We start from the raw sequence: 23,607 nt of genomic DNA on the forward strand, positions 1-23,607 counted from the left end.
CCCCGCTCGGTGATCTGACGAACCGCGTCCCGCTTGAAATCGTCGCTGAAATTGGCTTTGCCCATGTAGGCCTCCTTGCCTCAAAATTAGGAAGGAAGGCGTCTACAAATCTAGGGGCTATTCAGACTGCTAGCACTAAACCGATCGCTTGAGTCGCCGAGACGCGCTCTCCAAAGAAGGCGAGCGCCACCACGTTAATCGCGATGAGCTGTATGATAGCAGACAGGCTCAGCGCGATGCCCATCCCCAGGTCGTTGATGAGGCGTAGCATAATGAGATTGCCGATGGTGTAGAGCCCTAGGGTCAATACCAGCCAAGCGGTGCTATTTTCCGACAGCGTCCATGCCTTTGCCGCAGTCGCCGCACCAACGAAAATAGCCGTTGAAGATGCGATCAGGGCGAGCGAGATGAGGGTCATTGACTACTGTTGTGCCCGGATGTCCAAGAGATCGTCCTCCGGCTTTATCTTGATCATTCCGGCCCGGCCCCTTGTTCTTGGGCCGCGGTGGAGCCGTTCCGTCATGTGCGTAGGAGTTAGGCCCGATATCCGGCCCCTTCGGCGGATTGGCGCCGCCCGGATGCGGAATTTTGTCGTAATCTTCCTCGGTTGATGGATGGGGATCAGCGACATCTTTGCTGGGGGCCACATGTTGCCTTTCGCCCGCAAAAGGGCCCTTCCGGCTCGGGCCCGCCCTGCGTTCATCGTTGTTGGATTTGTGCTCAGCCATAGATGCCTCCCATCTCTCTAAACAACCCGGCTGAGCATTTTCCGTTCCGGCGCCGACTGTCAGGCGCGGTACGGCAACGCAGCGAAACGTCGATCTCTGCGTTGAAGCTGAGCAAGGGAGTTTCACATGACCGAATCCAACGCTTATCGCAGGGTCCCCGTGGGACAAGTCTCTCCCCAAGCTGTCACCGTTGGCATCGAAACCAACGTCAATGGCCAACTCAAGGCCGCGGTGTGGTGGGAGGCCAAGGGTGATGTGGATGCCGACGAGGCAGAGTACGGTGACATCGCCGAAGCCTTTCGCGCGGCACAAGCAGCAAAGGAACTTCATGGCTTTGAGGAAGTTGTCGTCGCACTCACGGACTTGGGGTTGTGGCGAGCCGAGTGGGGCACATTGCTTCATGGCAGCCGGGAGAACGAGCCCATCGGAGATATCAGTACCGCTGAGTTAAGCTCTGACGAGGTATCCGAATTGGCACTCAACATCGAAATCGAGCGCGACGCATGAACACCGCCAACCTCCAACTCGAAGGGCTTTATCTCGCCATAGCGGCAATCAACAACGCGCTGGCGGACAAAGGCCTGTTAACGCGCGAAGAAATCGACACCGCCTTGCGGCGGGCCGAGCAAACGGCGCTCGGCGATTATCGGACCGAGGAACTGAGTTTCTCCGAACGTGATGCCATGGCCTTTGCCCCGCGGTTGCTGGCACTTGCCAACAACTCAGCGTCGGACGGGTTTACGCCTCCATTTTCGGAACTTGCAAAAATGGTCGGTCAAACCAAAGCCCAACACCACGACCAGCGATAACGCTGGAGCGTCGGTACACATCTCTAAGAACTACACCCGCTGCAATCGGCGAACCGCTTCAGCGGTCGATATTTTCCCGTCGGTCAGTTCCAGGACCTCACGACGGATTTGCGGCCGTTCGATCAGCGCTGCAAGCACGCGGGCGACATTGCCGCGCGCCGCATTGCCATAGGGGATAACCGGCCCCAGCGTGACCCTGTCGTCGCCATCCTCATCAACCAGCGTGCCGGGTCGCAAAATGACCCAATCAAGATCAGAAGCCGCTAGCGCTACATCGGCGCGCTTCTTTTCAGCCATGTAATGCTCAAACCGATCGTTGTGGGCGCGTCGGCGTCCGGCTTCTGGAAAAGCAGACACGATGTAGAACCGCGCGATGCCAAGCCTTTTGGCTGCTGCGATTGCCTTGATCGGACCGTCACCGTCGATCGCCGTCGTTCGATCCAGGCCGCTTCCAGCCGCTCCTGCCGAAAAGACAATTATGCTGCAGCCTTCGGCGGCCGTGACGAGATCAGTTACGGTCATTTCGATAATATCGCCCAATACCGGCGACCCGCCGCCGGCGGTGATGTCCTTTGCCTGTTCGGGTTTGCGGTGCAAGGCAATGATCTGGTGGCCATTCGAATGCAGCAATGGCAACAGGCGATGACACCGGTTGCGCCGATCAGAAATATCTTCATGGTCATTTGTCTCCGTCGCTGAACCCAGGCTCATCTATTTGTCTGTGCGCGCGTAGGGCAGGGGGCCTATAGCCCGGCCGCCTTGGTGAGATTGATGCGAAACCGGTCGCGCCGGCGCTGATAGCGCCGGGTCATTTCGGCTGAGGCGTGGCCGAGCTGTTTTTGCACATAGCGCTCATCGACCTCGGCGCTGCTGGCCAGCCCGGCGCGCAGCGAATGGCCAGCAAATTGCAGTGCCCGCTCATGCTCCGGCAGCTCGCCGCGCAGCCCGGCGGCCAGGGCGGTGCGCTTGACCAGATTGGCGACATGCTTGTCGGAGAGCCGCTCAACGTCGACGGTCTTGTTGTCCTTGAGGATCGGCCGGAAGATGGGGCCGCGCTCGATCCGGCCAAACTTCAGCCAGGCTTCAAGCGCCGCCACCGGGCAGGTTTTTTCGGACGAGCCGCGGGCGATTTCCACTTCGCGCCAGCCGGTTTTACCGCGCAGCGTTAGCAGCACGCCGCCGGGCTCGATGGCGATCCAGCCGCAGCCCTCAACTTCAATGTCAGCACGGCTTACATTGAGCCCAACGATTTCCGAGCGCCGTAGCCCGCCGGCAAAGCCGAGCAACAGCATGGCGCGATCGCGCAGTCCGCGCAGATCGTGGCCCAGGCTCGCCACCATGGCGACGATGTCGTCGGGCAGAATGGCTTCCTTTTGCACTGGGGGCTTGCCATTTTTCCGGCGGATACCGGCCAGCACGCTGGCGATATGGCGATCACTGCGATCGAGGGCAAAGCCGCGCTGGCGAAAATTCCACATCAGCCCGGACAGCTTGCGCTCGATGCTGGCCACGGCCAGCGGCTTAACCCCTTTGGCCTCGGGGGCGGCGCAATCAGTGATGTACAGTCCCAGCACCTGCGGGGCAGGGGGCAGCGGCTCCAGGCCGCGGCGGCGGCACCAGCCGGTAAAATGGCGCCAGTCCTGAGCATAGGCGGTCTGGGTATTGGCGGCACTGGCGTGTTTGGCAAACTCCTTGGCGGCCGCGGCCAGGTTTTCGAGATGCGCCGGCGGTTCGGCTGCGTCGGCAACCACCGGCAACTGGGGGTCAATGTCGGACGGTTGGACTTCATGCGACTCTGGGTTGTTGGTTTTCAAGGTCTTATCCGTGACGCAATTTTGCGATTGAGTCGGGGTTATTGAGACTGGCCTCGCGTTCGAGTCGGTAGTTTTGAGACCAGCCTGCAGCCGAATGGCGAGGCTGATGCAGCAAGTTAGCATAGATTCAGAGTTTTGGGCCGAAGCCAAGAGGCGGGCAGATGTGCTGTCGCGCCTGCCCGAGCGCCCAAACGCTTCGGAAATCGCCGGCGCTGCGGCGGTGCTCGCTGTTAGCCGCGCCACAATTTTCCGGTGGTTGAAGCAATTTCGGCTTGATGGGCGCACGAGCACACTGCTGCCACGCCGTCCGGGTCCGAGTATGGGCATTCAACCCTTTGATCTGCCGGTGTTGGTCATAGTGGAGCAGCAATTCAGGCAGTTGTACGCAACACGCCGGAAGCCGACCTTGACGCGTTTTTGGCGCGAGGTCGCGGCGGACTGCCACGCCGCCACATTACCCCCACCGTCCGCTCGTCGGCTCGGCCGATGGCTTAAGTCCCACGACCAGGCCGATCTGCTGCGGCGGCGCGAGGGGGCGGGCAAGTCGGAGGCGGTCTTTCTGGCCACGCCGGGCACGCTGGACGCCGGGGCGCCGCTCCGTATTGTCCAGATCGATCACACCAAGGTTGACCTGACGGTGGTTGATCCCGCGACCCGGCTGCCGATCGGTCGACCCACGCTGACGCTGGCTATCGACGTCAACACCCGCATGACCATGGGGTTCTATCTTTCGTTGGAAGCGCCGGCACTGACCGCTGTGGCGCTGTGCCTGACCCATGCCGTGATGGACAAAAGTGCCTGGCTCGCGGCGCGCGGCATTGCCGCGGATTGGCCGGCGCACGGCATCCCGAGCACTATTCACGTCGACAACGGCGCCGAATTCCACGCCCTCGCCTTCGAGCGGGCCTGCGCCGAACACCGGATCGAGCTCACCTATCGGCCACCGGGAACGCCGCGTTTCGGTGGGCATATCGAGCGGCTGATCGGCACCGTGATGGGCGCCATCCACCTGCTACCGGGCTCGCATTTCTCCAACATTGTCGACCGCGGCGACCTCGATCCGGAAGCCGAAGCGGTGATGACGCTGCGCGAGCTGGAAACCTATCTCGCCCTCGAAATCGTCGGTCAGTACCATGCCCGGGTCCATAAAGCCCTCGCGATGCCGCCAATTGCTGCCTGGAACGCCCGAATTGCCGACGTTCTGATCCGCAGGCCATCTGATCCACGGCAATTCTTCATCGATTTTTTGCCGTTCGAGGAGCGCATTCTGCAGCGCGACGGGCTGCATATGTTTCACATTCGCTATTGGTCCGACGAACTGCGCTGGCTGATGGGGCGCGAGCCGCGCCGGCTGATGATCAAATACGATCCACGCAATTTGTCCTGCGTGTTCGTGCAGACCGGGCAAGGCTACCTTGAGGCGCGCCCGGCGGACCGGACCCGTCCGGCGATTGCGCTGTGGGAGCACCGGGCGGCCCTGCGCGCCTTGCGGGAACAAGGTCGCCGCGCCGTCGACGAGGAGCTGATTTTTTCAACCATCCTGGCGCAGCGCACCCTGGTCGATGGTGCCATTCGCGCGACCAAGGCGACGCGGCGGGATCGAGCACGGCGCGCGCATCTGGCACCGCCCACACTGATCGACGGGACACCGGCTGCCGACCCTATTGGCGCGGAAACGCCGCTGCAGTTGCCGTATTTCGCAGTGGAGGAATGGGATGACTGAGGCGTTTGAACATCTGTTTGTGGCCAGCCGGCCGCTTGCGGCGTTGAGCGCCGAGGAGCGCATTCGCCGGATCCGCGCCGATCGTTGGATCGCCTATCCCCGGGCCGAGCAGGCATTGGCCAAGCTCGAGGACCTGATTGTCTTCCCGCAACGCGCCCGCATGCCCAATCTACTCATTGTCGGCGCCAGCGGCATGGGCAAAACTATGGTGGTGGAAAAGTTCGCCCGCGATCATCCCCATCATTTCGATGCAGTGACCGGCCGCATGACGATGCCGGTGATCGTGGTGCAGATGGTGTCGGGGCCGGACGAAGCCCGGTTCCATCAGCGCCTGCTGGCCGCGATCGGGGCCCCGGAGCCGCCACGCGCCACACTGGGACTGCTCGAAAGTCTGACGTTGCGGCTGTTGGGCGAGATCGGGCCGGGCATGCTGGTCATTGATGAGGTGCACAGCCTGCAGGCCGGTTCGATCCGCGAACAGGTGCGATTTCTGAACCTGCTGCGGTTCCTGGGCAACGAGCTGCGCATTCCTCTAGTCTGCGTCGGCACCCAGCAGGCACGCAATGCCCTGCGCACCGACGATCAACTGGTGCGCCGGTTTGAGGCCTTTGCCCTGCCGCCCTGGCAGAACGACACCGATTTTGCTGGTTTGATCGGCAGCTTGCAGCGGACGCTGCCGCTGCGGCGGCCGAGCGAGATTGGCGAGCGCACCCTAAAGCGCCTGGTCGAGGTCACCGGTGGCATCACGGCCGGCGTCTTCTCGCTGATGACCATGTTGGCTATTGCCGCGATCCAGAGCGGGGCGGAACGCATCGTCGCTGCGGATGTCGAGGACAAACGGGGCATTTTGGTGCTGCTGGGTGAGCCGGTATGAGGCAGCTGTCGGGCCCAGCACAATTGCCGGTGGTGCCGCGTCCACACGAGGGCGAGCGGCTGGCGTCCTGGTTGAACCGTTTGGCGGCACTCTATGGCATGACGCCGCCGGCGTTGCTGGATCGTCTGGCGTTGGGAAACCGCAATAGTTTTGAGCTGGAGTGGCGCCTCGGGGCAGGGGAGGGGGCCGTGCTGGCCGCTCGTACCGGACTGACCCCGGCGGCGCTGCAGGCCATGAGCTTTGGCGAGCTGGCGCCGCCGGCCCGCATGATGATTGCGCGCGGTGAGCGACGGGTCTGCCCACACTGCCCAGCCGATGTTCGGCTCAAGCTCAATGCCTTGCCCTGGTCGTTCTGGTGTCCGGTTCATGACAGTCGCCTTCAGTCGGCGGTCACCGGTGTGCCGACCTTGCCGGCGCTGCTATCAGAAGAGCAGCTTGCGACGTTGGATCGGGATGCCCGGCTTGGCGTGGCGCAGCTGACCGCATGGTCCCGCGGCGCTGCCGCATCGCCAGCGGTGCCGGAGCTGGTGGGCTTTCTGACCGTGCGGCACCGGCAGTCGTCGCCGCCGTCCCTTGCTGAACAGCCGCGCCTGTCGCTGGCAGCGCGGCGGGACAATCACGGCTTTCTCACGACCCCGATTGCGCGCCAGGCGCTGCTTGTGGTGGTGCCGGAATATAACCGGACGGCGCCACTGCTGACCAAGCCGGTGCGGGCTGGCCTTTCAGCTCTGGCGCAAGGCTCGCTGCTGCAAGCCTATGCCCTGTCGGTTGGCCTCGGCCGGCTGGTGGCGGACCCGGTGCAGCAGGTCGTTGCCGTGCTCATGGCCAGTGATGCGGCGGGCGAGCAGCGGCTGCGTCGGTCGCTGCGCCCTTGGCCACCTGCGCTTCGCCGGCGGATCTATGCCCGGCTTCGCCGCTTACAGGTGAGACAAACAGCAACGCCGGCGTTGCCATTGTCGACGGCGCGGCGGTCTCAGTCTCAAGATTCTGCTTCAGCCAGTCTCATGATACCGCACCGAAAATCTCAGCACTCCGCTCAAAGACGTGTCCCAGGCCCTTGAGTCTCATCAATTCCGGCATTCCGACAGCGTTTGGAGCAGTTTCGGGCGGGGAATGGGCCATGAATCAACATCTAGCACACTGGTTCCGATAATTGAACATTATCGGAAGTGAAATGTTGCCGACAGGTGGGGCGGTTAGTTGCGCTAATGGTGGTATGAAGCGCCGCCGCGTGATAGCCTGTCGGCATGAAAACGCGCGCTGATTTGCTGCTTGTCGATCCGCCGCCGGTACCGAAAGTGCCGGCCTGGGCGCGACCGCGTGGCGTGGTTCTGCACGACAGCGATGCGGCGTATCTGGCCGGTGCAGCCTTGAATTCGCTGGATAATCTGGTGCGCAGTGATCCAGTATGGGCCGGCGTATGGCGCCAGCGGCTGGCGCTGAAGAGTGCTGCCGCGGCGGTGCATTTGAGCGGCCGGCGCGAGGACGAATGTGCGCTGCGCGATAGCCATTATCTGCGCGGCGCCGGCGATGATCCCGGCCCCTCAGGCCACCTGTTGTTGGCCTGGCGCAAATTGGCCAGTCGGACCACAAGCTGCGACGCGGAATTTGTGCGTCCCGTCGCCGAACAGCAGTTTGGTCTGCACTGGGACGACGCGCTCGCCGAGGTGGTGGCCAATGCCGAGGACATGCTGCTGTCGTCCCGGCCGGCGCCGCTGCCGTCTATCGGGCCCGGCCCGATGCCGAACTGCTGGCGTTCTGGCTGGCCGATGCGCTGCTGGCGCAAAAGCTTAGATGGCCGGTGCCGGTGCCGTTGTTGATGGGGCAGGGGGCGTCAGCGGTGTTCAAATCCGGCGAAAACCGCAAGCGCATCCGGCCCGGCGGGGACGGCTGGTCTCGGGCGGTGTTGTTGGCCTATGCGACGGCGGCAGCGGATGCCTGTGATCTCGGCGCCGATGTGTTGGCGCCGCGCGCGGCAACACTAGCCGAGGTCGCACCAAAACTGCGGGCCAAGGGGGCCGCTGATGTCGTGAAACTGCTGTTGACCGACGATGTGGTGCCGGGGTCGTGGTCGAGCGCAAAATTGACGGCGCGCGGGGCCCGGCGGCTGTTCGATCGGTTGGGGGCGTTGGGCGCAGTGCGCGAGGTTTCGGGTCAACCGATTTTTCGGCTGTACGGCTTGTGAGGGCACAAGCAATGGTCCGGCGCAAACGAGCAGAAGTGGAACCGGCAAGCTTCGACCCCGAGCTCGCGGAGATGCCGGCCGAGCTGCGCTGGCGCGAATGGATGAACCGCATCGAGGCGGTACTGTTCGCGGCGCCGCAGCCGGTAGAGCGCGCGGTTTTAGCCCGGGTGGTCGGTCGGAATGCCAGCATCGAGTTGCTGATCGAGGATATCCGGGACCAATTGCGCGGCAAGCCCTATGACGTGGTCAATGTCGCCGGCGGCTGGGCGTTGCGCACCCGGGTGGCCTATGCCGATGCTATCGCGGCCTCCGCTGCCGTGCCGGATCGGGCGGTTGATCTGACCCAGAACGAGGCCATGGTGCTGGTGTCGATCGCCTACCATCAGCCGATCACCCGCAGTGGCGTGTCCGAGATCCTGGGGCGGGAGGTGTCGCGCGACGTGATCGGGACGCTGCGGAACAAGGATATGATCACCGCGGGGCCACGCAGCCCGACGGCGGGGGCGCCGGTCACCTATGTCACGACCGAGGGGTTTTTGGCGCAGTTTGGGCTCGACACGCTGCGCGACCTGCCTGATCTGGAAGGGCTGGAGGATGCTGGGCTGCTCAGCGGCGACCAGCTGCACCACGATTTCCCGAACTTGTCGGCCGAAGATGGTGAGAGCAGCGAATTCTAGGACCCATTCTGTGCCTAATACACCAACCCGCTTCGCTGGATCGGGTGCGCGCGGATGGTGGGGCAGATCAGATGGTGGGGCAGATCATAAGACTGCCGTCAGCGCACGAACGACCGAAGCAATCCGGCTCGCCGAGGCGCCAGGCTCCAGCCGGATGATCACCGCCCCTATCACAATCTCCGGACCAGCCGACGTCACTAGCTCCATCGTCGTCACTTCCTCAACGGGAGTGGCCATCAGCGTCGCGAACTCAATTGGGTCCTCCGGTGCTGGCACCACCAGTTGGCCTTTCCGGGCGCGGCTCCGCCACGAGGAGACATAGTTGGCCTTCAGTCCATGCCGCCGCGCAACCTCACCCACCGTGGTTCCCGGACGAAGCGTCTCGGCAACAATCCGCGCCTTCATCTCATCAGGCCACTGCCGATTGCGGCGGTCCCTCCAGCCATTTGTGAGTATCCCCAATGGAGCGTCCATGGAGAAATTCCAGCACTGACATCAACCAGTGCGGGATCGCACGTGATCCGACGCGGCAGAAGGTGGGCACAGAACACCGCTTACCTGATCAGGCCTGTCGAGCCGCTGCTCCCCGATTGCTGGCGTCGCGAGTTCAATTTAGTCTCATATAGGATTTTCTTAGGGAGCTTTATCGGGAAGTGACGAGGCCTTCTATGAGCTTGGGGACGATCTGGCGCAGAATTTTCTCCTCCTCGATGGTCAGCACGTCAAGCATGTGCGCCTCGAATTGATAAGCGTGAGGAATAATTTGCTGGAATAGCCGCCGGCCTTTTCGCGTCATCGAGACGACCACGATGCGACGGTCGCTTACATCAACAGACTTGGCGACGATCCCCGCTTCGGCCAGACGCGACGCCGCCCGGCTGACCTTTGACTTATGCATTTCAGTGCGTTGCACGAGCTCTGTCTCAGAGACGCAGTCATTCTGAGACAGGTGGGCGAGGATGCGCCACTCCGGAATGCTAATACCGAACTGTCTCTCATACGCATCCGCCAAGCCTCTGCTCGCGCGTCCCGACAATACACTCAGCAGATATGGGAGAAACTGCGCAAGTTCCAGATTCTCGTCAGCCTTAGTCATCCGGGCGCACCCCTCGTTCAAGTCGCGACAGTAGCATATGAGCCAAAAAACAAAATCTGACAAACGTGTGCAGTCGCCCAATTGACAATCGTTGCAGATGAGACGATTAATATGTCCGTTCCGCCGCCATGACGACCCAAGGGTTGCCACTCGCCAGCAACCGACGTCGGAGGGGCGCCGAGCCAATAAGCATCAGATTCATTTGGGAGGCTTTTATGAAATTCCAGTTTCGCCGTGTGGCGCGAGTCGCCGCACTTGCCGCGATAGCATCGCAGGCAGCTGTTGGCGCGGGCTTCGCCGCCGATTATCCCGCAGGCACGATCAACGTCGTGGTGCCATTCCCCGCCGGTGGCGCCGTGGACAACGTTGCGCGTCTGGTGATCAATCATATCGAAGAGCCGTTCCGAAGCCAGATGGTTGTGAACAACATCGTCGGCGCATCCGGCATGGTCGGTGAGGCAGAGGTTGCCCGCTCCAAACCAGACGGCCTTACCGTGCTGTTTGACGCGCTCACGATTGCGGTCACCCCCTCCATCCGCAAGGAAATGACCTACGATCCCGAAGCCATTACGCCAGTCGCGATGCTGACCAAGTTGCCGTTCATTGTCGTCAACAGCCCGGATGACGAAACGGCAAACGCCCAGGAACTGATCGAACTCGCCCGTGCGTCGGCTGACGGGCTCACCGCTGCCTATGCTGGTGTGTCGACGCTGATGGGTATGCACCTGTTCAGCCAGGCGGCCGGTGCCCCGGTTTATCCCGTGGCCTACAATGGTGGTCCCGAAGTTTCGACGGCCATCATGCGTCAGGAAGTCGACGTTGCCGTCAACGACATCACGTCCGCATCCGAGCTCGTTGCCAGCGGCAAGGTGCGTGGTCTCGTCGTCTCGGGTACTGAACGTGTCCCGCTCCTGCCGGACGTCCCGACCGCACTCGAGCTTGGCATTACCGGCTTCGAGCCGACCACCTGGTTCGCCGTTTTCGCGCCCTCCGGTACCGATCCAGAGCTGCTGGAGCAGTTGAACGCCGCCATCAACAAGACCGTTGAGATACCTGCTGTCGTCGAGCAGCTGGCACGTTGGGGTGCACGTCCAGATCCGATGAGTGTAGCTGAGTTCACTACCTTCTTTGCCGACCAGCGCGAGCTCTGGAAGAACCTGATCGAGACGGCGGCGATACCGCTTCTCTAATTTGCTCTCATGCAGGAACGGGCTCTGCCGGTCCGTTCCACTCCCTGCGCTCATTGTGAGATTATCTATGCAGTACTCAGCCGATATCGTCGTCATTGGTGCCGGCCTGGCGGGGCATGTCGCTGCGGTCGAGGCAGCTGAGGCGGGCGCCAAAGTGCTCGTTCTCGAAAAGCTCCCGACGGTCGGCGGCAGCACCCTCCATAGCGGTGGCTCGTTCGCCTTTGCCGGTACCCCCGAACAACAGGCTGAAGGCATCGCGGATAGCGTCGAGCTGCTGCGCAGCGACCTCCGGGCCCTGGCCAAGAAGACGGTTGCCCATGGTCTGATCGAAGTCTATGTCGAGAACCAACTGGCGGCCTATGAGTTTCTACGCAGCTCGGGCGTAGAGTTCAGCGCCATCCAGTTCTCATCGGGTCAGTCCGTGCCGCGCAGCCACCCGGCCTCCACCCCGGTGATCATTGAATTACTCAACACACGTGCCAGGAAGGCCGGCGTCGAGTTCCTGACCTCGGCGAAGGTCCTGCGGTTGAAGCGGGACCCCGAGACAGGCAATGTTAATCGTTTGACCGTCGACGTTGAAGGGCAAGAGTGCGAGATCGGCGCCCGCGATGGCGTGGTGCTGGCCACTGGCGGCTTCGCCAAGGACAAGGAATTGTTCCTGCTCTTCGCGCCCCAGCTCGAAAAGACCATTCGCCTCGGCGGCCCCGGCAGCGAAGGCGACGGTATCAAACTGGCCTGGGAGCATGGCGCTTCGATCGCCGATATCGATGCTCTGGTCCCCACCTTCGGGGCTCTCTACGAAGAGGCCCCGCGCGAACCCAATACCATTTTGCTGCCCATGTATCGTGGTGGCATCATCGTCAATCGCTCGGCGCAGCGCTTCATCGATGAATCCAAGTCCTACAAGGCCATCGGAGACGCCTGCCTGGATGAAGAGGGCGTCATGGGCTTCCAGATCTTTGACCAAGCCGTGATGGACCTCTCGGCTGAGGCGCCGCGCACCGTGAATTTCAAGGCGGCCTACGAAAAAGGCTGGATCGTCAAGGCAGACACTATTGAGGAGCTGGCACATAAGCTCGGCCTTGATTCTGCTGTACTCACGGCAAGTGTTGAGCGCTACAATGCCGACATCCGCGCCGGCGAAGACAAGCAATTTGGTCGCGAGCACCTTGCCGCCAAGGTCGGCAAACCGTTCCCGCTGGACAACGCGCCGTTCTATGGCGAGGCGGCTGCGCCCTTCATGGCCACCACCTATGCGGGGCTCAAGATCGACACCGACATGCGTGTCATTGATGTGTGGAACAAGCCCATTGGCGGTCTCTATGCGGCGGGCGAAGTCGTTGGCGGCCTGCACGGCAAGGGCTACATGACTGGAACGGCCATCGCCAAGGCCGTGATTTTCGGTCGCAAGGCCGCGCAGACGATCATGGCAAGGCGCGGAGATGCCGCATGATCATCGATGCACGTCTGAGGCCCCCGATCGCGGGTATCCTCGAATCCTCGCTCTATCAGTCTGTCGGCAAGACCGAACATCCGGATTTTCCGCGACTGCCGTCCACCCAGGCCCGTTCGCTCCCTATGCTCATTGAGGAAATGAACGAGGCGGGAATCGATCTGGCCGTGGTTCCGGGCCGCTATTCTCTGGAGCCGTTCGGCACCGTCAAGAACCAGACCCTAGCCGGGCTGTTCGGTCAGTATCCAGGGCGCTTCGTCGGCTTTATGGGCGTCGACCTGCGCTGGAGCACCGATGAGATCCTTGCCGAGATCGATCGCTGCTTCAGGATTCCCGGTTTTGTCGGTGTGTCTCTCGAGCCCACGATTTCGCTCGATCCCAGCTTCTCGCTGATGACCGACAAGCGCCTCTATCCAATTTATGACGAATGCGTGCGGCGCAACATTCCAGTGAATGTCACCCTTTCGGGCGTGCTGCAGGCCTTCACCAAGCAGCCTTACGAGTGGGGCAGCCCAATTCAGGCCTACAAGGTGGCGATGGATTTCCCCAAACTGGACATCCATATCGCCCATGCCGGCTATCCCTTCGTCATGGAGATGATCGGAGTCTGCATGGCCTGCCCGAACATCTGGCTGGCCCCCGACCTCTATATGACCGACCTGTTCCCCGGGGCACAGGAATACGCCAAGGCCGTCCGCAACTACCTTTCCGATCGGACGGTTTTCGGTAGCAATTATCCTACCAAGCCATTTACCCCGATGATCGAGGCCTATCGCCGGTGGGACTGGCCTGAAGCGACCTTCAACAAGGTCATGGGCGACAATGCGCGCCGGCTGTTGCGTCTGGACTAGGACAATTTCGTGACCAACCAAAATAGGCAGGAGAACCCATCGATGGAGCTCCCCAGTGAAGTCGATATGCTGGTCTTTGGCTCAGGGGCCGCGGGGCTGACCGCGGCCCTTGTTGGCGCCGCGAAGGGCCTGTCCGTCTTGGTCTGTGAAAAGGACCCGACAATCGGCGGGACGACGGCGACGTCGGGCGGCACTGCCTGGATTCCGGGTGCGAAGAACATCGCGCGGGCAGGGCACAAGTCGGACCCTGTGGACGCGCGTCGCTATCTGCAGCATGAACTTGGGCACAAATTCTCGGCACCGCACATCGACGCGTTCCTGCAGTCTGGTCCCGAAGCCATAGAGTGGCTGGAAAACAATTCCGAGGTGGTGTTCGACCATGCTCTGAACCCTGACTACCACGCTGACGCGCCCTATGGTTCCACGACCGGGCATGCGATTACCGCGCGGGCCTTTGATGGTCGTCAGCTGGGCGATGACTTCTATCGCATCAGCGCGCCCCGCAAGGTTTTCATGGTTCTGGGTGGGCTCATGGTTGGGCGTCGCGAGATCCCGATCATGTTGCGGCCGTTCGCGTCTCCGGCGCGCCTGTTCGAAGTGACGGCACTGATCCTGAGGCATTTCCTGTCCCGCTTGACACATAAGCGCGGGACGCGCCTGTTGATCGGCAATGCTCTGGTCGCCCGCTATTTTGTCAGCCTGCGTCGCCTGGGTGTTCCCATTCACACCTCGACGCCGCTGCAAAGTCTGGTGCACGAGAACGGTCGCGCCGTCGGTGCGGTGGTAACCCACAAGGGTCAGGAAGTGACCATTCGTGCGCGCCACGCGGTCGTCTTGGCCTGTGGGGGAACGCCGCACAACCAAAAGCTTCTCAAGGATATTTCCGGCTGGCCACACCCGCCACACCTGTCCATGGCCAATCCCTCCAACACGGGCGACGGCATTCAGTCGGCACTTGGCATCGGCGCCGTGGCCGACAGGACTATCGAGAATCCGGGTTTCTGGTCGCCGGCATCCGTCCGGCGCAAAGGCAGCCAGGACATCCTTTGGGTCCACGGTCACATGGATCGCGGCAAACCCGGCTTCCTGGCTGTTGACTGGTCGGGTCGTCGCTTCACCAACGAGGCAGAGTCCTATCATGACGTTGTCATGGCCATGATCCGGCATGGCGCGACCCCGGCCTGGTTCATCTGCGATCACGGATTTATCCGCAAATTCGGCCTTGGTCTGGTTCGTCCGTTGATCTCCCCGCTCTGGCCGTTCATCCGCGACGGCTACCTTGTTCGCGGGACTACCATTGCCGAGCTTGCCACCAAGATCGGGGTGCCGGCCCATGCCCTTGAAGCAACCATCAAGCAATACAACACGTCTGCCGAGACGGGCGTGGATGAGTTCGGGCGCGGCACCAAAGCGCTGAACACGTTCAACGGCGATCCGGACGTCAAACCAAATCCGTGCCTGGCCCCCGTCGTGAAAGGGCCGTTTTATGCGATCAAGGCAGTCCCAGCCACCATTGGCACCACAGTTGGACTGGCGACCGACCCCGATGCACGCGTCCTGGATGAGGCGGGCAAGCCGATCGATGGGCTCTATGCCTGCGGCAACGACATGGCTGCGGTCATGCGCGGTTTCTATCCCGGTCCTGGCACGACCATCGGGCCAGCTATCGCATTCGCCTACCGTGCAGCGCAGCACGCCGCCGCGAAATCCGCATCGATAGCGTAAGCGAGGAGCACCCAAGAGATGCCAGGTATCATAGACTTTCGGGCGCGGCCCAATACCGACGTCTTCATGAATGGCGACATCGGTCCCGACCAGGAAACCAAGTGGAAGCGCTGGGGCTACCCCAAGCCGGATTCCGTACCTCTGCCCGATTATGTTCGTTCAATGGACGAAAACGGTATCAGCGTGGGTGTGTTCACCGGTCGCGAGATCATTCGTGATGGCGCGATCAAATACGGCATACCCAACGACTATATCGGTGAGTGCTGCCAGCAATTCCCCGATCGCATCATCGGTCTGAGCGGGCTGGATATGGCGGAGGGCGAGAAGGCCGCCGAACTTTTGGGGAGCCTGGTGCAGCGCTATGGCTTCCGGGGCGCCGCCCTCGATCCGCGCATGAGCGCCACGCACATCGACGACCGGCAGGCCTATCCGATCTACGAGAAGGCCGCCGAACTCGGTATGCCCGTCGTTTTCACCATGGGGCCGTTTGTCGGCAATTATAGCGATCCTTACCGGATCGATCGTGTGGCGCTCGACTTCCCCAAGGTCAACTTCGTCTGCTCCCACTCCCCCTGGCCGCAGGTGAATGACTACCTCGCGCTTTGCTACCGCCGGCTCAACGTCTACCTCGAGCCATCGCTCTATTGGTCGCTGCCGGGCAATGACGCATTCTTTGAAGCAGCCAACGGTTTCCTCAACGAGCAGGTCGTCTACGCCAGCGGCCATCCGCTCAACCCGCTCTTCGTGGTTGAGAAATTCCGCAAGCGGTTCGACTGGTCGCAGGAGTCTTGGGAGAAGGTTTCCCACGGCAACGCAGCGCGACTGCTGGGTCTCGCACAGGACTAATATCGGGAGGTCGACCATGTTTGACTCAACCATCATGACCAGACGAGACGTCTGGGCCGGGGGCGCGTACGTGCTCATCGGGATCGTCACAGCGGTTGCATCGAGCAGCTACGAATTGGGGTCCCTGCGACAGATGGGACCTGGATTCTACCCGATGGCGCTTGGGCTGATTCTGGGAATGCTTGGCGTCGCATCCATCATTCGCGGCGTGCTGGTGGCGGGCGAAGAGACGCAGCCCATTGCGCGCAAGCCCCTCATCGTCATCGGGCTCACCCCTGTTGTCTTCGGACTGTTGCTCGGGCCTCTTGGCCTGCCGATCGCACTTTTCACCACGATCATGGTCGGCGCGTTTGCAAGCCAGAAATTCCGTCTGAGGCTTGTGCCAACCTTGGGGCTCGCCGGCTTCGTGCTGGGCTGCGTGCTGGTATTCGTGACGTTCCTGAAAGTGCAGATGCCCGTGCTGGGCTGGGTCTTTGGAGGCTGACATGCTCGCCAATCTCGAACTTGGCCTGACGACGGCCCTGAGCCTGAACAATTTATTCTACTGCTTCATCGGTACGCTGTTGGGCACGGCCGTCGGCGTCATGCCGGGCCTCGGACCTTTGGCGACCATTTCATTGCTGCTGCCCATCAGCTTCGGCCTTGAGCCGGGCACGGCCCTGATCATGCTGGCAGGCATCTACTATGGCGCCCAGTATGGCGGCTCAACGACGGCCATTCTGGTCAATCTGCCGGGTGAGGCGTCATCCGTCGTGACTGCTGTCGATGGCCACCAGATGGCCAAGCAGGGCTTGGCAGGCAAGGCGCTGGCCGGCGCCGCCATCGGCTCCTTCTTCGCCGGCACCGTCGGTACGATTCTTGTCGCCTTCTTCGCGCCTATTCTGGTCAACGTGGTGTTGTTGTTCGGCGCGCCGGAATTCTTCTCGCTGATCGTGCTGGGCCTGGTTGCGTCCATTGTCTTGGCCCATGGTTCCCTGCTGCACGCCCTTGCCATGGTGATCGTTGGCTTGATCCTGGGCATTGTCGGGACCGATTCCACGTCGGGCATCGCACGCTTTACCTTCGGCGTGCTCGACCTCTATGACGGCGTCGACTTCGTGGTCATTGCCATGGGTATTTTCGGCATTGGCGAGATCATCAAAAACCTCAGCGATGAGGGTACGAAATCACAGGTGATCGCCAAGGCCTCTGGGATGACGTTATCCAGGGCAGACTGGAAACGTATGGTCGGGCCGGTGCTGCGGGGCACCGGAATTGGCTCTGTCCTGGGACTGCTTCCGGGCGGTGGTGCGATGATTGCCTCGTTCGCCTCCTATGCGGCCGAAAAGCGCCTGTCGAAACGCCCCGAGGAGTTCGGCCACGGCGCTTTCGAAGGAGTTGTGGGTCCCGAGTCCGCCAATAACGCGGCAGCCCAGACCTCGTTCATTCCGATGCTGACGCTTGGCTTGCCGTCCAATCCGGTCATGGCCTTGATGATTGGTGCGATGATGATCCATGGCATCCAGCCTGGTCCATCCATCATGACGCAGCAACCTGCGCTGTTTTGGGGCCTGATCACGTCGATGTGGATCGGCAATCTGTTCCTGCTCGTCCTCAATCTACCGTTGATTGGCATCTGGGTGCGCCTGATCTCGATACCCTACCACTTCCTCTACCCGGCCATCCTAGCGCTGTGCTGCATCGGCGTGTTCAGCATCGGCAACAGCATCTTCGATGTCTACCTGATGGCCGTGTTCGGGGTCATTGGCTACGTTTTCTCCCGCATTGGTGTGGAGGCGGCCCCGCTTCTCATGGGGTTCATCCTCGGCCCGATGATGGAGGAGTGGTTGCGCCGGACCATGTTGCTGTCACGGGGCGATCCGTCGGTTTTCTTCACCCATCCGCTGAGCGCCACGTTGTTGGCTGCCGCCGCTGCCCTGCTCATCGTCGTCTGCATTCCGGCGGCGAGAAACATCAAGGACAAGGCCATCGTCGTCGAAGACTGAGGCGAAAACGACCGGGGGAAACATGAATGATCTGCGGAACCGCGCTGTCATCCTGACGGGTGCCAGCGGCGGGATCGGCCAGGCTTTGGCTCTCGGCTTTGCCGAACGGGGCGCTAGCGTGCACCTGTTTGATCGGGCAGAGACCGTAATTGCCCAGGCGGAGGCGCTGAAGGCACAAGGGTTCAAGGCCGCGCCCTATGTCCTCGACGTCACGGACGAAAACGCTGTTACCGTGGCTGTCGATGCCGCGGTTGCGCAGGACGGCAAGCTGGACATCCTGATCAACAATGCCGGCATCAACCTGCGACGCGACGGCCGGAAGGTGACGGTCGAGGAAACCACCATTGGGGAATGGTCGGCCGTGCTGAACGTCAACCTGACGAGCACGTTCATCCTGTGCCGAACCTGTGTTCCGCATATGCGACGCAACGGCTATGGCCGCATCATCAATATGGCATCGCAGGCCGCCCGCATGCGGTCAGACATGACCAGCGCCGTCTATGCCGCCTCCAAGGCCGGTATGGTTGCTTTTGCCCGCCAGTTGGCCGGCGAGGTCGCGGGCAGCGGCATCACCGTCAACTCCATTGCACCGGGTGCGACGCACACCGCGATGCGCTCATATGCCAGCGCCAAGACGGATGAGCCCTACCTGGCCCGCACCCCGGTCGGCCGCGTCGGTCAACCGAGCGATATCCTCAATGCCGCTTTGTTCCTTGCCAGCGCAGCCAGTGCCTATGTCCACGGCACGATCATCGACGTAAATGGCGGCTACTACATGCCCTAGCGGCATATCGGTGACTGACAGGAGACCGTCGACGCCAGCGCTTTGGCACAGGTGGCGGCAGGTCTACGTCGGCAAAGTGCATCTGGCCCGAGCGAAAAGCTCACGGCTTCAACGCGACCGCGTGATGGGCCTCACCCGACCCATGGCATGAGGACAAGGCTTGCGGTTGCGATGAATGCCGAGGCCGCGGCGGCCAGAACCAGTGGGCGCACGCCCTTCTCACGCAGCGCGGTGAAGCGCGTGCCCAGGCCGAGGGCGCCAAGCGCCGCCGTGAGCAGAATGGGCGTCAGCTGCACCAGTACATCCCTGATGACGCCCGGCACGAGATTGAAGCTGTTCGCCAGCATGCAGAGCATGAACCCGACAACGAAGACTGGAAGGATCTGTGCTGGCGAAAGCGATCCGCCCTTGGCTGACGAGCCACGGTTGAGCAGTACCGACATGGTGATCAGCAGTGGCGCCAGCAACAGCACGCGGGACAGCTTGACCACGACGCTGTGTTCCCCAGCTTCGGTGCCCGCCTGAAAACCGGCCGCAACCACCTGCGCGACTTCATGCACGGACGAGCCGATCCAGAAGCCGTATGCGTTGGCCTCCAGGCCCATGAGCGAACCCAGCAGTGGATAGAGCAGCATGGCGAGCGTGCCAAACAGGGTCACAGTGGCAACGGCGTAGGACACGTCCTCATCGCTGCCCTTCTGCACGGCGTTTGCCGCCGCAACTGCCGAGGCGCCACAAATCGCCGTTCCGGCAGCGAGGAGCCGGGCAAGACCCGCATCGACCCCCAGCGGCCTGGCAAGGGCAAGCGTCAGGCCATAGGTTCCTGCCACCAGAACGGCCAGGACGGCCATTCCAGCGACGCCCACTTCCATGACCTGCCCGATCGTGAGCTGCAGCCCGAGCAGCGCAACGGCCAGTCGCAGCGCCTTCTTGCCAAACAGGGCCACGCCCGGCAGCGCCAGGGTCGGAACGGTCGTAAAGTTCGCGAACAGCATGCCGATGAAGATGGCGCTGATCATCGGACTGATGCTGGACATGCCTGGCACCTGGCGCAGCCCGTAAGCCGCTGCGGTGACGATCGCGACCAGGGTGATGCCCGGCACGAGACCCTTGTAGCGATCCAGGCGTGTATCCGCGTCTGATGAATAGGACATTGGGGTCACGATAAACTCTTTGACGTGCAGCAAGGGTGGAACGGCAATTGGAGGGCAGGCCTGTCAGGTGTCGGCTGGCTTGACCGAGTCAGGGTGTGCAGCGGCGAATGCGGGAAGGACAGCGCAATTTTCTGCGACTTCGCGGCAGCGGTTCAACTGGGTCATGTCCACTTCCCAGCGGGCAGCGTTGTAGAGCTGGGGGATGAGGGTCATATCGGCCATGCTCGGCGCATCGCCAAAACAGAATGGACCAGTTGTGTCCGACAGCATGGTTTCGAGCGCCGACAGACCGCGCCTGAGCACGCGCTGCACCCATTCCTTCTTGGCCTCTGGCCTGCCGGTCATCTGTTCGACAGCGCTGAGTACTGAGAGATTGGCAACCGGGTGAATGTCCATGGCCATGGCGTAGGCGGTCGCCCGGATCCGTGCACGCGCGTCGGGATCCGCTGGCAGGAAGCCTGCTTTCCGCGTTTCATCGAGATACTCAATGATGGCGAGTGACTGGGTGAGACGAATGCCATCTATATCCAGAACCGGCACCAGTCCTTGCGGGTTGCGCGATACGTGCGCGGCTTGACGCTGCTCACCCGGGAGCAGATTGACCGCCACGTGTTCATATTCGATGCCCAGCAGGTTGAGCGCGATGCGTACCCGATAACTGGCCGACGAACGCCAGTAGTCGTAGAGGACGGGCTTGCTCATTGTGCTAACCCCGTTTGACGGTTTGTTCGATGGCGCCAAAGATCGACCGACCCTCGCTGTCGCACATCTCGATGCGCACCGTGTCGCCAAAGCGCATGAATGGTGTCTTGGCGGCGCCTGAATTGATGGTCTCGATCATTCGGACTTCTGCAATGCAGGAATAGCCTGCGCCATTCTGGTCGATGGGCTGGCCGGGGCCATCGTTCAGCTTGTTGGACACCGTGCCTGAGCCGATGATCGTACCGGCGCAAAGCGGGCGGGTCCGCGCAGCATGGGCAATAAGCCGAGGGAAATCGAACGTCATGTCGATGCCGGCATTGGCTCGTCCGAACGGCTTGCCGTTATAGTCGACCATCAGGGGAAGGTGCAGCTTGCCACCGTCCCAGGCCGCCCCGAGCTCGTCTGGTGTTACAGCGACGGGTGAAAAGGCCGAGGAGGGCTTGGATTGGAAGAAGCCGAATCCCTTGGCCAGTTCTTCTGGAATGAGCCCGCGCAAGGAAACGTCATTGACCAGCATGATGAGGCGGATCGCGGCGTGGGCCTCTTCGAGGCCGGCGGCCATGGCGACATCATCGACAATGACGGCGACCTCGCCTTCCATGTCAATTCCGAAACCCTCATCCTGCGGCATGACGATTGGCGCGCGCGGCGCCAGAAAGGCGTCCGAGCCGCCTTGATACATCAGGGGGTCTGTCCAGAAGGTCTCGGGCATTGGCGCGTTGCGGGCTTTGCGGACCAATTCGACATGGTTCACATAGGCAGAGCCATCGGCCCATTGATAAGCCCGGGGCAGGGGCGACAGCGCCTGCGCCTCGTCGAATGCTTGGCCCGTCATGACCCCGCTATCAAGCATGCTGGCAATTGCGAGCAGTTGCGGCGCGACGCTGGACCAGTTGTCCAGCGCTCTCTGCAGGGATGGCGCGACGGCGGAAGCGTCAGCGTAGTGCTTGAGGTCGCGCGAGACGACAATCAGTCGACCGTCCCTGGTCCCGTTTTCGAGTGTTGCAAGTTTCATGCGTCGTCTCCCTCGCTACCGTTACGACCAGTCGCCTTCAGGCGTGCCATTGAAGCGCTTCTTGAGATCTGCCCAGCAGTCGATGTAGTTGGTCTGGAGAGTCTCCAGCTCCGCGGCAAAGCGCGTCATCTGCTGTGGGAAGCGGGTCTCGAACATGAATGCCATGGTGTTGTCCAGGCGCTGCGGCTTGAGCTCGGCGCGCGATGCCTTTTCGAAGCCAACGGCGTCGGGGCCATGGGGCAGCATCATGTTATGCAGGCTCATGCCGCCTGCCACGAAGCCCTCTTCCTTGGCATCGTACTGGCCATAGAGCAGACCCATGAACTCGCTCATGATGTTGCGGTGGTACCACGGCGGCCGGAACGAGTTTTCGGCCACCAGCCAGCGCGGCGGGAAAATCACGAAGTCGATGTTTGCCGTGCCGTCTTCACCGCTTGGTGCTGTCATCACGGTGAAGATCGAGGGATCGGGATGGTCGAACATGAGCGCGCCGACCGGAGAGAACGTCCGCAGGTCGTATTTGTAGGGTGTGTAATTGCCGTGCCACGCGACGACGTCCAGGGGGCAATGGCCGATCTCTGTGACGTAGAACTTGCCGCACCACTTCACATGTACGCGGGACGGGACTTCCTTGTCCTCATAGGCGGCCACCGGGGTCTTGAAATCGCGCGGATTGGCGAGACAGTTGGCTCCGATGGGCCCACGGTCGGGCAGGGTGAACTTGGCGCCGTAGTTCTCGCAGAGATAGCCGCGCGCCGTCTTGGTGCCGTCCTTGCGAGCGACCTTGAACACCATACCGCGCGGAACCACGCAGATTTCGGCCGGCCCGACATCCATTATGCCCATTTCGGTCGAGACGCGGAGTGTTCCCTGCTCGGGGACGATCATCAGTTCCCCGTCAGCGTTGAAGAAGTAGTCGTCTTCCATGTCGCTGTTGATGGCGTAGACATGGGCCGCCATACCGGCTTGGCCGATGGCGTCGCCTGCCGTTGTCATGGTGCGGATGCCGGCCAGGAAATCGGTTCCGGCATCGGGTTCAGGAATGGGGTCCCAACGCATTTGCCCGATCGGCAGATCATGGTCATCGAGCGACGGCGCAGATTTCCAGAAGGTGCGCGATTCTGATACAAAACGGGCGGTGTGCTTGACGCTTGGGCGGATGCGGTAGAGCCAGGAGCGTTCGTTGGTGCCACGTGGCGCAGTGAACGGAGAACCCGACAATTGCTCGGCATAAAGGCCATACGCGCACTTTTGCGGCGAGTTCATGCCTTGGGGCAAGGCGCCTGGAAGCGTTTCACTTTCAAAATCGTTTCCGAAGCCCGGCATGTACTGGAGTGCCATGTTTGCATTTCCCCTGAAATTCCATATTGTTGCTTCGGTAACGGTTGAATTTGTAACTATCAAGAGACGGGAAATGCGGAAAACCAGGGCTTACGACGTTCTCGAACTGGAAAGCTTCTTGCCCTACCAGGTCAACCTAGCATCGGAGATCATCAGTCAGGGCTTCGCCAAGATTTACGGCGGACGCTATGGGCTTTCCCGCCCGGAATGGCGCACGTTGGCCACATTGGGGCAATTCGGAACGCTGACGGCGACCAGCATTGGGGCTCATTCGTCCATGCACAAGACCAAGGTCAGCCGTGCAGTGGCGGCACTTGAAAACCGCCGATGGCTTAAGCGCGAAAACGATGCTGATGACCGCCGCGTTGAGCATCTAATTCTCACGCCGGCAGGCCTTGAAGCATATGCAGACATAGTGAAGTTTGCCCGCTCATATGAAGAACGAATGCTTCTGCTGCTTGGCCCAGACACTGTAATGTTCAAGGCCATGCTGGCGAGAATCATGAGTGCATCGCTTTAGGCTGAGCCTATGGCTGAGAGCGGCGGTGCAAAATTAGTCCACGGTAGCGGCGGGATAGTCCCGCTTCGGGCGGCGTAAAAGTCGGCCACCTATCTTCCTTCTGCGACGCTTGCAGGAGGGTTGGGGATCTATACC

Annotated in this window: 24 protein-coding genes and 1 pseudogene; 16 read left to right on the plus strand and 9 right to left on the minus strand. The window is 61.6% G+C overall.

The window, feature by feature from the left end; genetic code table 11:
• Positions 1 to 121 precede the first annotated feature (121 nt).
• A complete protein-coding gene (locus tag ACX3OZ_RS19625; protein WP_459105318.1) occupies positions 122 to 418 on the minus strand; it encodes a hypothetical protein in 297 nt (98 codons plus the stop codon).
• Positions 419 to 854: 436 nt separating this feature from the next.
• Between ACX3OZ_RS19625 and ACX3OZ_RS19630 the strand changes: the two genes are divergently transcribed.
• Positions 855 to 1,235 carry a hypothetical protein gene (locus ACX3OZ_RS19630; RefSeq protein WP_459105319.1) on the plus strand — a complete coding sequence of 127 codons (381 nt, stop codon included), beginning with the start codon at positions 855 to 857 and terminating at the stop codon, positions 1,233 to 1,235.
• Complete coding sequence (locus ACX3OZ_RS19635) at positions 1,232 to 1,537, plus strand: hypothetical protein (protein WP_459105320.1); 306 nt, start codon at positions 1,232 to 1,234, stop codon at positions 1,535 to 1,537. The genes ACX3OZ_RS19630 and ACX3OZ_RS19635 overlap by 4 nt, the downstream gene beginning before the upstream one ends.
• Before the next feature lie 30 nt (positions 1,538 to 1,567).
• Here the strand turns inward: ACX3OZ_RS19635 and ACX3OZ_RS19640 are convergent, their stop codons facing one another.
• Both ACX3OZ_RS19640 and ACX3OZ_RS19645 read right to left on the minus strand, forming a co-directional pair.
• Positions 1,568 to 2,248: an NAD(P)H-binding protein gene (locus tag ACX3OZ_RS19640; protein WP_459105321.1), complete on the minus strand. Its 681-nt coding sequence runs from the start codon at positions 2,246 to 2,248 to the stop codon at positions 1,568 to 1,570.
• Positions 2,249 to 2,280: 32 nt separating this feature from the next.
• A complete protein-coding gene (locus ACX3OZ_RS19645) occupies positions 2,281 to 3,351 on the minus strand; it encodes a tyrosine-type recombinase/integrase (protein WP_459105322.1) in 1,071 nt (356 codons plus the stop codon).
• Positions 3,352 to 3,514: 163 nt separating this feature from the next.
• Here ACX3OZ_RS19645 and ACX3OZ_RS19650 point away from each other — a divergent pair, with 163 nt between their 5' ends.
• The 5 genes and pseudogenes from ACX3OZ_RS19650 (at position 3,515) to scpB (ending at position 8,810) form a co-directional block, all read left to right on the plus strand.
• On the plus strand, positions 3,515 to 5,074 hold the full coding sequence (locus ACX3OZ_RS19650) for a transposase (protein ID WP_459105323.1): 1,560 nt from the start codon (positions 3,515 to 3,517) through the stop codon (positions 5,072 to 5,074).
• Positions 5,067 to 5,948, plus strand: coding sequence for a TniB family NTP-binding protein (locus ACX3OZ_RS19655; protein WP_459105324.1), 882 nt, complete (start codon positions 5,067 to 5,069; stop codon positions 5,946 to 5,948). The genes ACX3OZ_RS19650 and ACX3OZ_RS19655 overlap by 8 nt, the downstream gene beginning before the upstream one ends.
• The gene (locus ACX3OZ_RS19660; RefSeq protein ID WP_459105325.1) at positions 5,945 to 7,009 is read left to right on the plus strand and encodes a TniQ family protein; all 1,065 of its coding nucleotides are present in this window, start codon (positions 5,945 to 5,947) and stop codon (positions 7,007 to 7,009) included. The genes ACX3OZ_RS19655 and ACX3OZ_RS19660 overlap by 4 nt, the downstream gene beginning before the upstream one ends.
• Positions 7,010 to 7,195: 186 nt before the next feature.
• Positions 7,196 to 8,133 (plus strand): annotated as a pseudogene (locus tag ACX3OZ_RS19665) (DUF1403 family protein).
• A gap of 35 nt (positions 8,134 to 8,168) precedes the next feature.
• Positions 8,169 to 8,810 (plus strand): SMC-Scp complex subunit ScpB, encoded by a 642-nt coding sequence (scpB, locus tag ACX3OZ_RS19670; protein ID WP_459105326.1) that lies wholly within the window; start codon positions 8,169 to 8,171, stop codon positions 8,808 to 8,810.
• An 84-nt stretch (positions 8,811 to 8,894) separates the two neighbouring features.
• Here the strand turns inward: scpB and tnpA are convergent, their stop codons facing one another.
• A complete protein-coding gene (tnpA, locus tag ACX3OZ_RS19675) occupies positions 8,895 to 9,284 on the minus strand; it encodes an IS66-like element accessory protein TnpA (RefSeq protein ID WP_459105327.1) in 390 nt (129 codons plus the stop codon).
• A 169-nt stretch (positions 9,285 to 9,453) separates the two neighbouring features.
• A complete protein-coding gene (locus ACX3OZ_RS19680; protein WP_459105328.1) occupies positions 9,454 to 9,906 on the minus strand; it encodes a MarR family winged helix-turn-helix transcriptional regulator in 453 nt (150 codons plus the stop codon).
• A 215-nt stretch (positions 9,907 to 10,121) separates the two neighbouring features.
• On the opposite strand from ACX3OZ_RS19680, the gene ACX3OZ_RS19685 reads away from it, so the two are divergent.
• From ACX3OZ_RS19685 to ACX3OZ_RS19720, 8 genes are all read left to right on the plus strand, one after another.
• On the plus strand, positions 10,122 to 11,096 hold the full coding sequence (locus ACX3OZ_RS19685; protein ID WP_459105329.1) for a Bug family tripartite tricarboxylate transporter substrate binding protein: 975 nt from the start codon (positions 10,122 to 10,124) through the stop codon (positions 11,094 to 11,096).
• Positions 11,097 to 11,163: 67 nt separating this feature from the next.
• Positions 11,164 to 12,549: an FAD-dependent oxidoreductase gene (locus ACX3OZ_RS19690; RefSeq protein ID WP_459105330.1), complete on the plus strand. Its 1,386-nt coding sequence runs from the start codon at positions 11,164 to 11,166 to the stop codon at positions 12,547 to 12,549.
• Positions 12,546 to 13,400, plus strand: coding sequence for an amidohydrolase family protein (locus ACX3OZ_RS19695; protein ID WP_459105331.1), 855 nt, complete (start codon positions 12,546 to 12,548; stop codon positions 13,398 to 13,400). The genes ACX3OZ_RS19690 and ACX3OZ_RS19695 overlap by 4 nt, the downstream gene beginning before the upstream one ends.
• A gap of 9 nt (positions 13,401 to 13,409) precedes the next feature.
• On the plus strand, positions 13,410 to 15,125 hold the full coding sequence (locus ACX3OZ_RS19700; RefSeq protein WP_459105332.1) for an FAD-dependent oxidoreductase: 1,716 nt from the start codon (positions 13,410 to 13,412) through the stop codon (positions 15,123 to 15,125).
• Between the two features lie 66 nt (positions 15,126 to 15,191).
• On the plus strand, positions 15,192 to 15,971 hold the full coding sequence (locus tag ACX3OZ_RS19705; RefSeq protein ID WP_459105333.1) for an amidohydrolase family protein: 780 nt from the start codon (positions 15,192 to 15,194) through the stop codon (positions 15,969 to 15,971).
• A 16-nt stretch (positions 15,972 to 15,987) separates the two neighbouring features.
• Positions 15,988 to 16,455, plus strand: a complete 468-nt coding sequence (locus ACX3OZ_RS19710) for a tripartite tricarboxylate transporter TctB family protein (RefSeq protein WP_459105334.1) — start codon at positions 15,988 to 15,990, stop codon at positions 16,453 to 16,455.
• Between the two features lies 1 nt (position 16,456).
• Positions 16,457 to 17,956: a tripartite tricarboxylate transporter permease gene (locus tag ACX3OZ_RS19715; RefSeq protein ID WP_459105335.1), complete on the plus strand. Its 1,500-nt coding sequence runs from the start codon at positions 16,457 to 16,459 to the stop codon at positions 17,954 to 17,956.
• Positions 17,957 to 17,978: 22 nt separating this feature from the next.
• A complete protein-coding gene (locus tag ACX3OZ_RS19720) occupies positions 17,979 to 18,740 on the plus strand; it encodes an SDR family NAD(P)-dependent oxidoreductase (RefSeq protein ID WP_459105336.1) in 762 nt (253 codons plus the stop codon).
• Positions 18,741 to 18,871: 131 nt separating this feature from the next.
• Here the strand turns inward: ACX3OZ_RS19720 and ACX3OZ_RS19725 are convergent, their stop codons facing one another.
• From ACX3OZ_RS19725 to hmgA, 4 genes are read right to left on the minus strand one after another with little or no spacing between them, the layout of a single operon-like run.
• Entirely contained in the window at positions 18,872 to 19,927 is a 1,056-nt protein-coding gene (locus ACX3OZ_RS19725; RefSeq protein WP_459105337.1) for a YeiH family protein, read from the minus strand.
• A 30-nt stretch (positions 19,928 to 19,957) separates the two neighbouring features.
• Positions 19,958 to 20,596 (minus strand): maleylacetoacetate isomerase, encoded by a 639-nt coding sequence (maiA, locus tag ACX3OZ_RS19730; RefSeq protein WP_459105338.1) that lies wholly within the window; start codon positions 20,594 to 20,596, stop codon positions 19,958 to 19,960.
• 4 nt (positions 20,597 to 20,600) lie between these two features.
• Positions 20,601 to 21,611: a fumarylacetoacetate hydrolase family protein gene (locus ACX3OZ_RS19735; RefSeq protein WP_459105339.1), complete on the minus strand. Its 1,011-nt coding sequence runs from the start codon at positions 21,609 to 21,611 to the stop codon at positions 20,601 to 20,603.
• A 21-nt stretch (positions 21,612 to 21,632) separates the two neighbouring features.
• A complete protein-coding gene (gene hmgA, locus ACX3OZ_RS19740) occupies positions 21,633 to 22,952 on the minus strand; it encodes a homogentisate 1,2-dioxygenase (RefSeq protein ID WP_459105340.1) in 1,320 nt (439 codons plus the stop codon).
• On the opposite strand from hmgA, the gene ACX3OZ_RS19745 reads away from it, so the two are divergent.
• Complete coding sequence (locus ACX3OZ_RS19745; RefSeq protein WP_459105341.1) at positions 22,936 to 23,472, plus strand: MarR family winged helix-turn-helix transcriptional regulator; 537 nt, start codon at positions 22,936 to 22,938, stop codon at positions 23,470 to 23,472. The two genes, hmgA and ACX3OZ_RS19745, sit on opposite strands and share 17 nt — an antisense overlap.
• The last annotated feature ends 135 nt before the right edge of the window (positions 23,473 to 23,607 follow it).

Source organism: Devosia sp. A369 (assembly GCF_054489345.1).

Bases quoted from the DNA above. Each gene is read 5' to 3' on its own strand.
- ACX3OZ_RS19625 (WP_459105318.1), bottom strand. From the start codon at position 418: ATGACCCTCATCTCGCTCGCCCTGATCGCATCTTCAACGGCTATTTTC.
- ACX3OZ_RS19630 (WP_459105319.1), top strand. From the start codon at position 855: ATGACCGAATCCAACGCTTATCGCAGGGTCCCCGTGGGACAAGTCTCT.
- ACX3OZ_RS19635 (WP_459105320.1), top strand. From the start codon at position 1,232: ATGAACACCGCCAACCTCCAACTCGAAGGGCTTTATCTCGCCATAGCG.
- ACX3OZ_RS19640 (WP_459105321.1), bottom strand. From the start codon at position 2,248: ATGAGCCTGGGTTCAGCGACGGAGACAAATGACCATGAAGATATTTCT.
- ACX3OZ_RS19655 (WP_459105324.1), top strand. From the start codon at position 5,067: ATGACTGAGGCGTTTGAACATCTGTTTGTGGCCAGCCGGCCGCTTGCG.
- ACX3OZ_RS19660 (WP_459105325.1), top strand. From the start codon at position 5,945: ATGAGGCAGCTGTCGGGCCCAGCACAATTGCCGGTGGTGCCGCGTCCA.
- tnpA (WP_459105327.1), bottom strand. From the start codon at position 9,284: ATGGACGCTCCATTGGGGATACTCACAAATGGCTGGAGGGACCGCCGC.
- ACX3OZ_RS19680 (WP_459105328.1), bottom strand. From the start codon at position 9,906: ATGACTAAGGCTGACGAGAATCTGGAACTTGCGCAGTTTCTCCCATAT.
- ACX3OZ_RS19685 (WP_459105329.1), top strand. From the start codon at position 10,122: ATGAAATTCCAGTTTCGCCGTGTGGCGCGAGTCGCCGCACTTGCCGCG.
- ACX3OZ_RS19690 (WP_459105330.1), top strand. From the start codon at position 11,164: ATGCAGTACTCAGCCGATATCGTCGTCATTGGTGCCGGCCTGGCGGGG.
- ACX3OZ_RS19695 (WP_459105331.1), top strand. From the start codon at position 12,546: ATGATCATCGATGCACGTCTGAGGCCCCCGATCGCGGGTATCCTCGAA.
- ACX3OZ_RS19705 (WP_459105333.1), top strand. From the start codon at position 15,192: ATGAATGGCGACATCGGTCCCGACCAGGAAACCAAGTGGAAGCGCTGG.
- ACX3OZ_RS19710 (WP_459105334.1), top strand. From the start codon at position 15,988: ATGTTTGACTCAACCATCATGACCAGACGAGACGTCTGGGCCGGGGGC.
- ACX3OZ_RS19715 (WP_459105335.1), top strand. From the start codon at position 16,457: ATGCTCGCCAATCTCGAACTTGGCCTGACGACGGCCCTGAGCCTGAAC.
- ACX3OZ_RS19720 (WP_459105336.1), top strand. From the start codon at position 17,979: ATGAATGATCTGCGGAACCGCGCTGTCATCCTGACGGGTGCCAGCGGC.
- maiA (WP_459105338.1), bottom strand. From the start codon at position 20,596: ATGAGCAAGCCCGTCCTCTACGACTACTGGCGTTCGTCGGCCAGTTAT.
- ACX3OZ_RS19735 (WP_459105339.1), bottom strand. From the start codon at position 21,611: ATGAAACTTGCAACACTCGAAAACGGGACCAGGGACGGTCGACTGATT.
- ACX3OZ_RS19745 (WP_459105341.1), top strand. From the start codon at position 22,936: ATGTACTGGAGTGCCATGTTTGCATTTCCCCTGAAATTCCATATTGTT.
- hmgA (WP_459105340.1), bottom strand. From the start codon at position 22,952: ATGGCACTCCAGTACATGCCGGGCTTCGGAAACGATTTTGAAAGTGAA.